Genomic DNA, 12,923 nt, shown 5'->3' with positions numbered 1-12,923 from the left:
TTGCGGGGTTCTCCTAGGTGAGGAAGCTCTTGAGCTCGAAGACGAGTTTGCGGATGTGGCCGGAGACGACCGGGGTGCCCAGGTCCTTGAAACGCTGGCGGAACCAGGGGTTGACGCTCTGCTGGCCCGAGCTGTTGACCGAACCGACCGGGATGAACCGGACGCCGGAGCGGTGCACCGCCTCGATGCCGTCGAACAGCGGCTGGGAGCGGCCGAACTCGTAGAAGTCCGAGATCCACACCATGACCGTGTTGCGCGGCTCGACGATCTTGGGGCGGGCCATCGCCATCGCCACCGGGCCGTCGTTGCCGCCGCCGAGGTTGGTGCGCAGCAGCACCTCGAACGGGTCGTGCACCCACGGCGTCAGGTCCAGCGCCCGGGTGTCGTACGCGATCAGGTGTACGTCCACCTTGGGCAGTCCGGCGAAGATCGACGCCAGGATGGTGCAGTTGACCATCGAGTCGACCATCGAACCGGACTGGTCGACCACCACGATCAGCCGGGCCGGTGTGGTGCGCCGGGCGGTCTGCCGGTAGTAGAGCCGGCCGACGTAGAGGCGCTCGTCGTCCGGGCTCCAGTTGGTCAGGTTCTGCCAGATGGTCCGGTCGAGGTCGAGGTTGCGGAACACCCGCTTCGGTGGCACCGACCGGTCGATGGTGCCGACGCTGGTCTGCTCGACCTGCGTACGCAGCACCTCGGCGACCTCGTCGACGAAACGGCGGATCAGGGCCTTGGCGTTGGCCAGGGCCACCCCGGACAGGTTGGCCTTGTCGCGCAGCAGTTGCTCGATCAGCGACATGCTGGGGGTCAGCCGGCTGGCCAGCGCCGGGTCGGCCAGCACCTCGCGCAGGCGCATCCGCCGGACGAGGTCACCCTCCAGGCCGGCCAGCGTGCCGCCCAGCCCGCTGCCGCCCTGCCGGCGTAGCTCGCCCGGCCCGAAGCCGAGCGCCTGCTCGAACCAGCCGGCGTCGGACTGCCAGCCGGCGAGCTGGCCGGCGGTGACCGCGCCGGAACCGGTCGCGAAGACGTTGAGCAGCAGCTTCGACACCAGGGCGGCGCGGCGTACCTCGTCGCGGCCGACCGGGTCCGGCTCGCCGGCTCCGGCCGCCGGGTCCGTGGGGTCCGTCGGGGCCCCGGTTCCGGCCGGCGCGTCGGCCTCGGCCGGTGCCAGCAGGCCGCGCAGTTCGTCGGCGAGTGCCGGGAAGCGCTGGACGACGTTGTCGACCGAGACCGCCGGGTCGAGCAGCGCGGCCGGCAGGCCGAGGTCGTCGACGACGGCGACGCTCGCCGTTTCCAGGGCGGGCTGCTCGTCGGGGTCGAAGAGCCGGGCCAGCAGCCGCCAGTAGAGCACCTGGCGGCGGTTCTCGTCGGAGTGGTCGTGGGTGGTGTCGGGGCCGGTCACTTCCGCAGCAGCCTTCCCGCGCGTTCGCGCAGCACCGCCACGACATCGCCCGACCTGGCCTCGGCCTTGGCCACCTTGGGGTCGGTGACGCCCTCGGCCCAGTCGCCGTTGTGCGCGGCCACCGTACGGCGCTTCACCGTGGCCTGCACCGCCAGCGGCTGGACGAGCCACCCGTCGTCCCACCTGACCAGGCCGAGGCAGGCGGACGAGGAGGCGACCAGTTCGGCGGTGAGCGGGCCGCACGACGGCAGCCGGTCGACCGCGACGGCGATCCGGTGGCCGTCGAGTTCGAGGCTGAGCGACCCGTCGTCGTCGCGTACGGCGTAGCCCTCCAGCAGCACCGGCTCGGCGATGCCGACCGGGTGCCGGTCCAGCGGTGCGGTGGCCGCCGCGACGGCGGTGGGCAGCAGCACCCGGGCGGTGGCGAACGGGTCGGCCGGCTCGTCGAGCGCGACCCGGTCGTCCTGCCAGAGCAGGTCGCCGCCGCTGACCGGCAGGTCGGTGACGGTGAGGCCGCGCCGGTGCGCCAGGGCGGCCAGCAGTACGGGGTGGGCCTGGAGCAGTTGCCACACCGCCGGTCCGACGATCGTGTCGACCTTCGCGGCGCCGACCGCGGTGCGGACCAGTCGTGGTGGCGAACCGTCGGCGGGTTCGAGGATCCCGTGCACCTGGACCTGCACCGCCGTGTCGTGCTCGTGTACGTCGGCACCGAGCGGCAGCAGCCGCCCGGTGACCCGTTCGGCGGCGGCCGACCCGGTGTCGGCCGGCGGGACGTGGGCGAGCAGCGTGCCGCGGGTCCACAGGTCGGCCCAGCGGCGGGTCGGCACCCGCGGCATCGTGCCGATCGGGACGCTGGCCCGCAGTTCGGCGGCCAGCCCGTCGAGCAGGACCGCGAGGCGGCGCAGCGCGGGCACCGGCAACAGTGTCTCGACCTGTGCCCCGGCGGTCGCCAGCAGTTCGTGGTCGACGCCCCGCCAGCCGGTGACCGCCACCTCGTGCAGCCAGGCGCGGGCGCCGTCGAGCGGGTGCTCCTCCGGTGGCCGGCTCGCCGTGGAGGCCCAGGCCGCCCGGTCCCGGGCCACGGCGGTGTCGAACCGCCCGAGCAGGGCGTCGTGGGCCGCGCCGAGCAGCGCCGTACGCGCTCCGGCGAGCGTGACGAGATGCTCACGTGCCACCGAACCGGCGGTCATCTTGTCCACGGCCTCGGCCACCCGGTCGCCGAGCGGGGTCGCCGAGAGTGCGCCGGCCACGGCGGCCAGTGCGGCGGCGCCCGGCTCGCCCACCCGGGCGAAGCCGTCGGTCAGGGCCTCGTCGAATCCGGCGACGACGTCGAGAGCGTCGGTCAGGCCGGCCGGGGTGCCGTCACAGAGGACGGCGAGTTGGGTGCCCAGCATCAGCGGGCCGTCCCGGTCGCCGGGAACCAGTGCAGTTCGGGCAGGGGTGCCGTGCTGCCGGGCAGTTCCAGGTAGGCCAGGTGGCGCAGGAAGCGGCTGAACACCACGGCGGCCGGGGTCGGCTCGTGCCGCGCGTCCAGCCCGCGCAGCAGCCCGGTGCCGGTGTCCACCCCGGCTTCGACCTCCACCCGCAGGTAGCGGGCGACCCGGTCGATGCCGTACTGGAGAACCGCCTCGTCGGCGAGTGCGTGCAGGTGCTTGCAGGGGGCGCCGCGCAGGCCGCCGCACGGCCGGTTGTTGTTGGTGCTGCAGTGGTAGGCGTGGCTGCCGGAGGTCACCGACGAGACGTAGACCCGCTCGATGTCAGAGCCGCTGGACACCACGCCCTGCAGCCGGCCGTCGGCCAGTTCGACGAAGGGCACCTTGGCCAGCTTCCGGGGCCGCGCGGGCGGCACCACCCGTAGCGCGCTGCGTCGCCGCCACGCGGCCCGGTCCACGTCCGCCACTACGACCTCCCACCCCGCCGGCAACCGACGCCGGCCACGACGATGCCGGCGCCGGGCCGCCCCGGCGCCGCCGTACGGGAGAGATCATGGACCACGGGTACGACAGCGCGCCGCCGCCCCGGAAACGCGCCGGGACGGGTGAAGGCAGTGCCCGCACCCGTCCCGGCGTGGTGGTCAGTAGGCGCGGAAGCTCTGGAAGCGTCCGGCGTCGTAGGTGCGCAGCGTTCCGGTGTTGGTCTCATATCCGGTGCAGTCGGCGGTCCGGTACATGACGACGTTGGTGAAGCCGCTCCAGCCGACGTGGCCGATGGCCGTCGCGGGCAGTGGCGTGCATTCGCCGGTCGGGGTGGGCAGGTGCACGACCGGGGTGGTGAACGGGTAACTGCTGTAGAAGGCGAGGCCGGACGGCTGGGCCGAGGCGGGTGCGGCCGCCGTCCCGAGCCCGGCGGCCATGACCGCGGCCGTGGCCAGTACGGCGCCGATCCTCGCTCGCGTCCGATTCATGCGACTCCTCCTTGGTATCGACTACCGTCGAATCGTGACCCAGTTTGGTTGAGTGCGCAAGTAATTCTGTCGACTTTCACGTCACCGCGTCGCCGAATCCACGGGCGGCCGGACGCCCGCGTCAGGCCGGCACCGGCCCGGCCGGTCCGTCGGGCGACCGGTGCTCGGCGGTGAGGTCGAGGAGCCTTCCGACCAGCGGGTGGCGGGGACGGGTGGCCGGGGCTCCCAGGGTGAGGACACGGCGCAGGGTGTCGGTCAGCGGGGTCATGGCCAGCCCGGCCGGGAGCATCGGCCCGGCGAGGGTGGGCATGAGCGTGACGCCGAGGCCGGCGTCGACCATCGCCATCAGCGTCGTCAGTTCGCGTACCCGCTGGGTCGGCCGGTAGGGCAGGCCGGCCCGCCGGTGGAGTTCCCGGATCTGGGGTTCGCAGCCGGCGGTGGAGACCAGCAGCGGGTCCTCGGCGAGGTCGGCGAGCGGGATCGCGGCGGTGCCGGCGAGCGGGTGGTCGGTACGGGTGACGGCGCGGAACTCGTCGCGGGCGACCACCGGCCCGGTGCCGGCCGGCGCGTCGACGAGGACGGCCGCGTCGGCCGCCCCGGTCGCCAGCCATTCGGCGACCTCGACGTCGTCACCTTCCAGCAGCCGTACCCGGATGCCGGGCGCGTGGGTGTGCCAGAGGGTGAGGAGATCGGGGACGAGGCGGTGCCCGGCGGTCGGGGTCACCGCGAGCCGGATCGTGCCGGTGGTCGGGGTACGGGCCGGCGTCGCGGCGTCGAACGCGTCGGCGGCGGCCAGCGTCGCGCGGGCGTACGGCAAAAGGCGGGCACCGTGCGTCGTCACGGCGACCGGGGCGCGGTGCACGAGCGCCGCGCCCACCTGCGACTCCAGGGTGGCGAGGCTGTGCGACACCGACGACTGGCTGGTGCCGAGCGCGGCACCGGCGGCGGCGAACCCGCCGGTGTCGACGACGGCGACGAACACCCGTAGCTGACGCAACGTCGGCACTGCCCGACCTCCATGAGGAGAACAGATCGACTCATGAAGCAGATCTGTTTGCCTCATCCTACGGCGGTGCCCGAACGTGGACCCGGGCACGGGGAGGAGGAGCGGATGGACGGTGCCGGGAACCGGCTCGTGGCGGTGCGGTTCACGCTGCTGGCGCTGGTGTGGGGCGCCAGCTTCCTGTTCATCAGGGTCGCCCTCGACGGGCTGTCGCCGGTGCAGGTCGTGTTCGGCCGCCTCGCGTGCGGCGCCGCGGTCCTGGCCGTGCCGATGCTCGCCGCGCGGCGCCGCTGGCCGCGCGGGGTGCGGGTGTGGGGACACCTGACGGTGATCGCCGTGCTGCTGTGCGTCGCCCCGTTCCTGCTCTTCGCCTGGGCCGGGCAGCACATCCCGTCCGGCCTGTCGAGCATCTACAACGCCACCACCCCGATCACCACCCTCCTGGTCTCGCTCGCCGTCCTGCCCGACGAACGGCTCACCCGGACCCGTACGGCCGGGCTCGTCGTCGCGGCGGCCGGGGTCCTGCTCGTGGCGTCGCCGTGGACCGCGCCCACCGGCGGCGCCGGAACCCGGTCCCTGCTCGCCCAGGCGGCGTGCCTGGCCGCGACCACCTGCTACGGACTCGCCTTCGTCTACAGTCGACGGTTTCTGCGCGGCACCCCGTACGACCCGACGACGATCGCCGCCGCACAGGTCACCGTCGCGGCGGTCGTCACCGCCGCCCTGGTCCCGTTCGCCGGCGCCACGCCGGTGCGGTGGTCCGTCCCGGTCGTCGCCAGCATGGTCGTACTCGGCGGGATCGGTACCGGCGTCGCCTACGTCTGGAACACCCGGATCATCCAGGCGTGGGGTGCGACCGTCGCCTCCACCGTCACCTACCTCACCCCGGTCGTGGGGGTCAGCCTCGGCATCGTCGTGCTCGGCGAGCCGTTGCACTGGAACGGACCCGTCGGCGCGGCCCTGGTGATCCTCGGCATCCTCACCAGCCGGAGCCGGCCCGGCCGGACTCCGGCACGGTGAGGTGCCCGGCCTACCTCCGGCCGGTGCGCGCGAAGAGCCGTACCGTCAGGACGGTCGCGACGGCGCCGATCGACCCGAGCCAGATCGTGCTGGCGAGCACGTCACCGGCGTCCGGGCTGCCGGCCGCGAAGCCGCGCAGCGTCTCGATCGCGACCGTGACCGGCTGGTGTTCGGCGAACCCCCGAAGATAGGCCGGGAGGCTCTCCACCGGTACGAACGCGGTGGAGAGGTAGGGCAGGAACAGTGCGACGAAGCTGAACATCCCGGCCGAGTCCACCGAGCGGGCCGCCAGTCCCCAGGCCGCGGCGACGAGGGTCAGCACCAGGATGTACCCGGCGAGCAGGACGACGATGCCGAGCCATTCCACGAACGACGCGCGCGGGCGGAAGCCGAGGGCGAGGGCGACGAGGACGACGACCGTGGTGGAGACGAGGTTGCGCAGGACGCTGGCGAAGACGTGACCGAAGATCACCCCGGAGGCCCGTACGGGCATGGTGCGCAACCGCTCGATCACCCCCTTGGTGACGTCGGCGTGGACGGAGGTCGCGGTCAGCGCGGCTCCGAAGCCGGCGCACAGCAGCATCACGCCCGGGGTGACGTAGTCGGTGTACGGGCCACCGGCGGCGCCCTCGAGGGCGGAGCCGAAGACGGTGACGAACAGGATCATGATCGCGACGGGCGCGACGACGGCGGTGACGAGGCTGTCGAGATTGCGCAGCGAGTGGACGATGCTGCGCCGGGTGAAGACCAGTTCGGTGTACAGCGGCAGGGTGCTCATGCTCGGCCGTCCTCGCGGTCGACGGGGTGTCCGGTGAGGGTGAGGAAGACGTCGTCGAGGCTGGGTGTGCGGATCGCCGCCCTGGCCACGGCCTGTCCCTCGTCGTGGTAGCGGTTGAGGATCTCGCGCAGGCGGTCGGGGCTGCCGTCGGTGCTCTCGCGGCGGACGTCGCCGTCCGGCAGGGTGAGTTCGACCCACTCCCGACCGACGCGTCGCTTGAGGTCCGCCGCGGTTCCCGAGGCGACGATCCGGCCGCCGTCGAGCACGGCGATCCGGTCGGCGAGCGTGTCCGCCTCCTCCAGGTACTGCGTGGTGAGGAAGACGGTCCGGCCCGCCGCGGCGAGCCGGGTGATGGTCGTCCAGAGCGCCTGGCGGCTACGGGTGTCCATGCCGGTGGTCGGTTCGTCCAGGAAGATCACCGGCGGCTCGTCGACGAGACCGGCGGCGAGGTCCAGCCGGCGGCGCATGCCGCCGGAGTACCGGCCGGCCCGGCGGTCCGCGGCGTCGGTGAGGTCGAACCCGTCGAGCAGTTCCCGGGCCCGGGCCTCGGCGTCCCGCCTGCTCCGGCCGAGCAGGCGGGCGATCATGACGAGGTTCTCCCGGCCGGTGAGTTCCTCGTCGACCGAGGCGTACTGCCCGGTGACGCTGATCAGCCGGCGTACCTCGGAAGCCTCGGTCACCACGTCCCGGCCCAGGACGTGGGCGGTGCCGGCGTCCGGCCGGATCAGGGTCGTCAGGACGCGGATCAGGGTCGTCTTCCCGGCGCCGTTCGGGCCGAGCATCGCGAAGACCTGTCCGCTCGGCACGCTGAAGGTCACGTCCCGCAGGACGTCGTGGCCGCCGTAGCTCTTGCGGATGCCGGTCACGGCCAGTGCCGGTGGTGTCGCCGGTGGCCGGAGCGCGGTGGAGGAGGAGTGTTCGACTGTCATGCCAGACAGCGTAACCCCTACGCAGTACGGATGCGTAATGGTTACGCAGTAAGATCGGTCTCGTGTCGTCGACAGCTTCCGAGGGGCCACTGCGCGGCCTGCCCCCCGCTCTCCTGTCCGCCTGGGGCATCGCGCAGAACACCACGAAGGGGCCCAAGCCCCGGTGGAGCCTCGACCAGATCCTGAACACCGCGGTCGCGCTCGGCGACGCACACGGGGTCGAGGCGATCACCATGAGCCGCGTCGCCAAGACGCTCGGCGGCGGCACCATGTCCATGTACCGCTACGTCCAGTCCCGGGAGGACCTGCTCGTCCTCGCCGCCGACGCCGCGCTCGGGCGCCCACCGCGACTGGCGGCGGAGAGCTGGCGGGGGCGCACCCACGCCTGGGTCGCCGCGATGCGCGACACCTACCGGTCCCACCCCTGGCTCTCGTCGCTGCCGATCACCGGCGAAGCGCTGATGCCCTCCTACGTGCGGTGGATGGAGGCCGGCCTCGGCTGCCTCGAAGGATCAGAACTGCCCGGCGGCGAGGCCGTCACCGTGCTGACCCTCCTGTGGACCTACGTCCGGTCGGACGCCGAACTCGGCGCCGGCCTCGCCGAGTCGCTACCGGCGGGCGCCCGGACCGCCCCCGAGGTCAACGCCTACCTCGCGGAGCGCCTGCGCGTCGCGGACCGGCACGACGAGTTCCCCCGGCTCCGGGCGATCCTGGAGAGCGAGAATCCCGCCGACGGCGGGGAGTCCTTCGACGACACCGACTTCGCGCTCGCGATCGACGTCATCCTCGACGGCGTCGAGGCCCGCCGTCACCGATGACGGCCGGACGAGGGTTTGTTCAGCGTCAATGTCCGCCGGGGGAAACCGGCTGCCGCCAGCCTGAGCGGTCGACGCGAGGTACAACCGGGTCGATGGGTTGCGACGGGCCGTTCTCGGCCTCGTACCAGTCGGCGACGGTGAAGACGCTGCCACAGTCGCCGCAGGTCGCGTCACCGAACAGGTAGGTCAGCCCTCCGGCGAGCACCGGGTCGCCCCCGGCGACGGCGCTGTCGTGCATCCATCGGCGGATCCCGTCGAGTCCCGCGACGTCCGCCGGGCGTAGCGGAACGCGTTGGACGTCGCCCTCCCATTCGTCGCGAATCGCGGAGTAGCAGCCGTAGTCGCCGATCACGATCATCAGGCGGACGGCGCAGTGCGGGCAGCCGACCTGGTAGTGCTCGTCGGAGAAGTCGAGGCTGATCGTCGCCCAGAGCGTGTAGCCGGCGAACGCCAGCGCGGCCCGGAAGTACTGGCGGAACTCCGGCCCGGTCGTGCCCGGCAGCCGGGACCGGGTGGCACGATGCAGAACGGCGAGAGTGGAGGGTACGGCCCGGACCAGGTCGTCGTAGGCGTGGTTTCGGTGCAGGGTCGCGACGATCGTCGACGCGACCACCAACGCGCGGTCACGGGTCTCTCCGGTGCCGATCCGTGCCAGCGCGCCGAGTCGGGGCAGCGCGGCGAAACCGGCGGAGCACCAGCACTCACTCTCCACGATCAGCCGGTTGTCGAGTTCGTTCCACAGCCCGGCGTCCGGCGTCCGTTCCAGTCGATGCAGCAGAGCCGCGACCTCGCTGCCCGGGCGCCCCTCGATGTCCCGGACCTGCGACCAGTCGACCATGCTGTCGTCCGGACGCGCCGTCGTCCGGCCGTGCGGGGTACCGGTCAGCGGACGCCGGCCAGGAAGCCGAGCACCCGTCGGGTCACCAGTGCGGCGGCCTCTTCGTCGTACGCGTCGAGGCTGTTGTCGGTGAACAGGTGCCGTTCTCCGGGGTAGAGGAACAGTTCCCCGGCGTCGGCCTCGGCGACGAGGGCGCGGGCGGCGTCGATGTCGCCCTCCCCGGCGAAGTACGGGTCGTCGTCCATGCCGTGCACCTGGACCGGTACGCCGGCCGGCCATCCGCCGCCGAACTCCGACGTCGGTATGCAGGCGTGCAGCAGCTGCGCACCACGGGCCCCGGACCGGGTCTGGGCCAGCATCTGGGCGGGCACCACGCCGAGAGAGAGCCCGACGTACACGAGTTCCCGGGGCAGTCCCTCGGCGACGAGCCGGCCGCGCTCGGCGAGCGCGCCGAAGCCGACCTTTCCGGCGTGGGCCACCCCGTCCTCGAGGGTGTCGAAGACCTCGCCGTCGTACAGGTCGGGGACGTGGACGGTGTGACCCGCCTGCCGCAGCACGTCGGCGAAGTCACGTACGCCGGACGTCAGCCCCTGCGCGTGGTGGAACAGCAGTACCTCGGCCATGCGGCCGATCATGCCAGACCGCCGGCCGCGCCGGTGTCCGCTCAGCCGGCGGCGGCCGACGTGGACGGCGCCGGGTCCACGTCGTCGAAGTCGTACGTCAGGTCGTCGGCGACGACGTCGACCACGCCCGGCACCCGCGCCGCCAGCCGGCTCGCGATCTCGGCCGAGCTGCGCCGGTCGAGCCGCCCGGCGAGTTCGACCATCCCGTCGGTCACTGTCACCTCCAGGGTGCCCTCCTGTGCGGTCAGGACCCGCTCGACCACCTCCCGCACGATGTCGCGCTGGATGTCCCCGTCGGGGCGCAGGTGCACCTTGAGCAGGTCGCTCCGCGAGACGATGCCGACCAGCCGGCCGAGGTCGTCGGTGACCGGCAGCCGCTTGACGTTCTCCCGGCTCATCCGCCGCGCGGCGGCGGCGAGCGGCGTACCGGCCGGGACCGTCACCGCCGGCGTGGTCATCAGCTCGTACGCGATCATGCCGGCGGCCTTGACCCGGGCGTCGTGCCGGCGCCGTCCCTCGAAGATCCGCCAGCCGGGACTTTCGCCGGTCAGTTCCACCTTGTGGAGCAGGTCGGCCTCGGAGATCACGCCGAGCACCCGCCGGAACTCGTCGACGACCGGCACGGCACTCACCCGCCGCCCGGTCATCAGGTCGACGATCTCCCGGTACGGCGCCGACTCGCCGACGGTCAGCACATCGGTCGTCATCACGTCGTCGACGGTCCACGTCCTCATCACGTACCTCCTCAGCCGTCCTTCCACGAGGGTATTCGTGCTGTTCGGGCCGGGGCAGGGGAACGGGTCCGGGACCGGTGGGGACCTTGGTCCCTGGACGGCGGCTCAGGGCCGGTCAGCGAGTACGGCCTTCAGCGCGTCAGGCGGTGCCCTCCTGGATGTGGGAGTTGGTGGCGGCCGACAGGGGCTTGTATCTCAAGCCGCTTGAGATCGCATAGTGGGCGTCGGCACGGCGGGAGGCACGGCTGCGCAGCCGTCGCGCGGTGCTGTCGGCCATCCTGCGGCAGGACTCCACGGCCGGGCAGGTCACGCTGATGCACAAGATGGCCGGCATGCCGGACGAGGAGCGCGACCGGCTGATCGACGACTTCTGGACCGAGGTCACCACCGGCTGGCAGCCGCCGGAGCGGATGGTCCAGTGGTGGCGGGCGGCCCGGCCGCAGCTGCCCGAACATCCCACCGCGGCCCAGTTGGAGGCGTGGATCGAGCTGGCCGAGCTGGTCCGGGACACCGAGGTCCGGCAGGCCGTGCGCCGTGAGCTGTACGAGGTGTGCACGACCGGGGCCGGGTCGCTGATGACCCGGTCGCCGATGCTGGACAGCCTGGAGGCGGCCACGCCGATCGGCCCGGCGGCGATGGGCGCGGCGCGGGAGCGGGTGCCGCCGGACTCGCCGCGGGGGCGGGAGATCGCCGACCGGTGGATCGGGTGGCTGACCGGCATCTTCGCGACACCGGACAGCCCCGGGATGCCGGACACGCCCGAGTTCCGGATGCGGACCGCCGACCACATGCTGGCGGGCGCGGAGTGGGACCGCACGCCGCCGCAGCCGGAAGGACCGTTCGACCGGTACATGGCGCTGGTCGCCGCCGTGAACGACGTGCCGCCGGAGCGGTTCCCGTTCGAGTGGCTGGCCGCGGCACTGCGCGCGTCCGCCCTACCGGCTCGCTGATCAGCTATCCGGTGCGCCGACCTTGACGGCCAGTTCGGCTGCCTGCCGACGAAGCGCTGGCGGGACTACCCGGGGGGCGCCGGACGGGCGGCGCGGTCACCGCCCGCCGGGCCCCGGGACGCGTCCTAGACTGCGGCCATGTCCGCCTCCCCACCGCCCATCAGCCCGTTGATCGCCCTGCTCACGGCTGCCCGGGTGTGGGACGCCGAGTTGACCGACGCGCTCAAGCCGATCGGGCTCACCACGCGCAAGTACGGCCTGCTCGGGCATATCCGGGGCCGGCCCGGCATCTCGTTCAGCGAACTCGCCCGGCGCTCCCGGATCACCGTGCAGAGCGCGCACACCGCGGTCGCGACGCTGGTCGCGGCCGGGCTGGTCGAGGACTCGACCGCACAGGCCGGCGCGGCGTCCACGCTGCGGGTCACCACCTCGGGTGAGGCGGTGCTGGCCCGTGCCGCCGAGGCGGTCGCGGCGCTCGACGCGCGCCTGTCGGCCGACCTGCCCGAGGTGGCGGACGCGCTGCGCGAGGTGATGCGGCGCAGTTTCGGGGGATCGGCACCCGACTAACCTTCAGTTATGCTGAAGGTGTGGAAGCCTTCCTTCTTTCCGTGCACGTGCTCGCCGGCATCCTCTTCGTCGGCCCGGCCGCCGTCGCCGTCAGTCTGTTCCCGAGGTTCGCGCCGGTCGCCGAGGGTGTCGGTGGCGCCGACGGTGCCGCCCGCCCGGCCGGGGAGCGCAACGTCGGGGTCGCCCGCCTGCTGCACCGGATCACCCGCGGCTACGGGATCGCCGCGCTCGTCGTGCCGGTCGTCGGGATCGCGCTCGCCCTCGTGCAGGGGCGGATGGGCGAGGTGTGGATCACCATCGCGATGGTGCTGACGGCCGTCGCCGGCGGCATCCTCGCCCTCCAGATCGCCCCGCGGCAGCGGGACGCGCTCGCCGCTCCCGGCGACGGCCGGCGGTTGCGCCAGCTTGGCATGCTCGCCGGGATCTTCAACCTGTTGTGGGCGGTCGTCGTGATCCTGATGATCGTCCGCCCCGGATCGGACTACTCGTGAGGCCGCTGCTGCGCTCCCTCGAGGTGCTGTCGATCCTCGAACTGGTGAGTGTCGCGGTGCTGCTGGTCAATCTCGCCACCGTGCACCTGCGGCCGGTGACCGCCGCCATCGGTCCGGTGCACGGTGCCCTCTACCTCGCCGTCGCGGTGACCGCCCTGCTCGGTCGGGACCTGCGGCCGCGTACCCGGCTGCTCGCGCTGGTGCCGGTCGCCGGCGGCGTCTTCACGATCCTGAACGTGCGGCGGGAAGCGCGGCGCCCCGTCGCCGCCCGCTGACGAGGGGCGGCGCGCCGGACCGGCGGCCGGCCGGGGGTGGGTGGCCTCGATGGATCCCGAAACGTGGGAACGCTCCCAGGAAATCTTCGAG

At 72.9% G+C, this 12,923-nt stretch carries 15 protein-coding genes and 1 pseudogene; 6 read left to right on the top strand and 10 right to left on the bottom strand.

Annotation, left to right across the window (positions count from 1 at the left end):
- Positions 1-13: 13 nt before the first annotated feature.
- The 5 genes from QCD66_RS22565 to QCD66_RS22545 form a co-directional block, all read right to left on the bottom strand.
- Entirely contained in the window at positions 14-1,402 is a 1,389-nt protein-coding gene (locus tag QCD66_RS22565) for a VWA domain-containing protein (protein WP_375733135.1), read from the bottom strand.
- Positions 1,399-2,796, bottom strand: coding sequence for a hypothetical protein (locus QCD66_RS22560; RefSeq protein WP_375733136.1), 1,398 nt, complete (start codon positions 2,794-2,796; stop codon positions 1,399-1,401). The genes QCD66_RS22565 and QCD66_RS22560 overlap by 4 nt, the downstream gene beginning before the upstream one ends.
- Positions 2,796-3,302 carry a hypothetical protein gene (locus tag QCD66_RS22555; protein ID WP_375733137.1) on the bottom strand — a complete coding sequence of 169 codons (507 nt, stop codon included), beginning with the start codon at positions 3,300-3,302 and terminating at the stop codon, positions 2,796-2,798. The genes QCD66_RS22560 and QCD66_RS22555 overlap by 1 nt, the downstream gene beginning before the upstream one ends.
- Before the next feature lie 174 nt (positions 3,303-3,476).
- Positions 3,477-3,806, bottom strand: coding sequence for a hypothetical protein (locus tag QCD66_RS22550; RefSeq protein ID WP_364212237.1), 330 nt, complete (start codon positions 3,804-3,806; stop codon positions 3,477-3,479).
- A 121-nt stretch (positions 3,807-3,927) separates the two neighbouring features.
- Positions 3,928-4,812 (bottom strand): LysR substrate-binding domain-containing protein, encoded by an 885-nt coding sequence (locus tag QCD66_RS22545; protein ID WP_375733138.1) that lies wholly within the window; start codon positions 4,810-4,812, stop codon positions 3,928-3,930.
- 66 nt (positions 4,813-4,878) lie between these two features.
- Here QCD66_RS22545 and QCD66_RS22540 point away from each other — a divergent pair, with 66 nt between their 5' ends.
- On the top strand, positions 4,879-5,829 hold the full coding sequence (locus QCD66_RS22540) for a DMT family transporter (RefSeq protein WP_375733139.1): 951 nt from the start codon (positions 4,879-4,881) through the stop codon (positions 5,827-5,829).
- A gap of 10 nt (positions 5,830-5,839) precedes the next feature.
- Here the strand turns inward: QCD66_RS22540 and QCD66_RS22535 are convergent, their stop codons facing one another.
- Positions 5,840-6,607 carry an ABC transporter permease gene (locus QCD66_RS22535; protein WP_364212228.1) on the bottom strand — a complete coding sequence of 256 codons (768 nt, stop codon included), beginning with the start codon at positions 6,605-6,607 and terminating at the stop codon, positions 5,840-5,842.
- Entirely contained in the window at positions 6,604-7,536 is a 933-nt protein-coding gene (locus QCD66_RS22530) for an ATP-binding cassette domain-containing protein (RefSeq protein WP_375733140.1), read from the bottom strand. Before QCD66_RS22530 ends, QCD66_RS22535 begins: the two co-directional genes overlap by 4 nt.
- A gap of 62 nt (positions 7,537-7,598) precedes the next feature.
- Here QCD66_RS22530 and QCD66_RS22525 point away from each other — a divergent pair, with 62 nt between their 5' ends.
- Complete coding sequence (locus tag QCD66_RS22525; RefSeq protein WP_375733141.1) at positions 7,599-8,354, top strand: TetR/AcrR family transcriptional regulator C-terminal domain-containing protein; 756 nt, start codon at positions 7,599-7,601, stop codon at positions 8,352-8,354.
- A gap of 25 nt (positions 8,355-8,379) precedes the next feature.
- On the opposite strand, the gene QCD66_RS22520 is transcribed toward QCD66_RS22525, so the two are convergent.
- From QCD66_RS22520 to QCD66_RS22510, 3 genes are read right to left on the bottom strand one after another with little or no spacing between them, the layout of a single operon-like run.
- A complete protein-coding gene (locus QCD66_RS22520) occupies positions 8,380-9,192 on the bottom strand; it encodes a hypothetical protein (protein ID WP_375733142.1) in 813 nt (270 codons plus the stop codon).
- Positions 9,193-9,236: 44 nt separating this feature from the next.
- Positions 9,237-9,815, bottom strand: coding sequence for a dienelactone hydrolase family protein (locus QCD66_RS22515; RefSeq protein ID WP_375733143.1), 579 nt, complete (start codon positions 9,813-9,815; stop codon positions 9,237-9,239).
- Positions 9,816-9,856: 41 nt separating this feature from the next.
- Positions 9,857-10,549, bottom strand: a complete 693-nt coding sequence (locus QCD66_RS22510) for a CBS domain-containing protein (protein ID WP_375733144.1) — start codon at positions 10,547-10,549, stop codon at positions 9,857-9,859.
- A 230-nt stretch (positions 10,550-10,779) separates the two neighbouring features.
- Here QCD66_RS22510 and QCD66_RS22505 point away from each other — a divergent pair.
- The 4 genes and pseudogenes from QCD66_RS22505 to QCD66_RS22490 form a co-directional block, all read left to right on the top strand.
- Positions 10,780-11,499, top strand: a pseudogene (locus tag QCD66_RS22505) (MerR family transcriptional regulator); the annotation flags it as partial.
- 138 nt (positions 11,500-11,637) lie between these two features.
- The gene (locus tag QCD66_RS22500; protein WP_375733145.1) at positions 11,638-12,066 is read left to right on the top strand and encodes a MarR family winged helix-turn-helix transcriptional regulator; all 429 of its coding nucleotides are present in this window, start codon (positions 11,638-11,640) and stop codon (positions 12,064-12,066) included.
- A gap of 20 nt (positions 12,067-12,086) precedes the next feature.
- On the top strand, positions 12,087-12,557 hold the full coding sequence (locus QCD66_RS22495) for a hypothetical protein (protein WP_375733146.1): 471 nt from the start codon (positions 12,087-12,089) through the stop codon (positions 12,555-12,557).
- Entirely contained in the window at positions 12,554-12,832 is a 279-nt protein-coding gene (locus QCD66_RS22490) for a DUF3817 domain-containing protein (RefSeq protein ID WP_375733147.1), read from the top strand. Before QCD66_RS22495 ends, QCD66_RS22490 begins: the two co-directional genes overlap by 4 nt.
- The last annotated feature ends 91 nt before the right edge of the window (positions 12,833-12,923 follow it).

Origin of the sequence: Polymorphospora sp. A560 (genome assembly GCF_045781765.1) — a bacterium.
In the GTDB taxonomy this organism is placed as follows: domain Bacteria; phylum Actinomycetota; class Actinomycetes; order Mycobacteriales; family Micromonosporaceae; genus Polymorphospora; species Polymorphospora lycopeni.
Note: the sequence above shows the minus strand (reverse complement) of the source record. Positions and strands in the feature narration are given on the sequence as shown.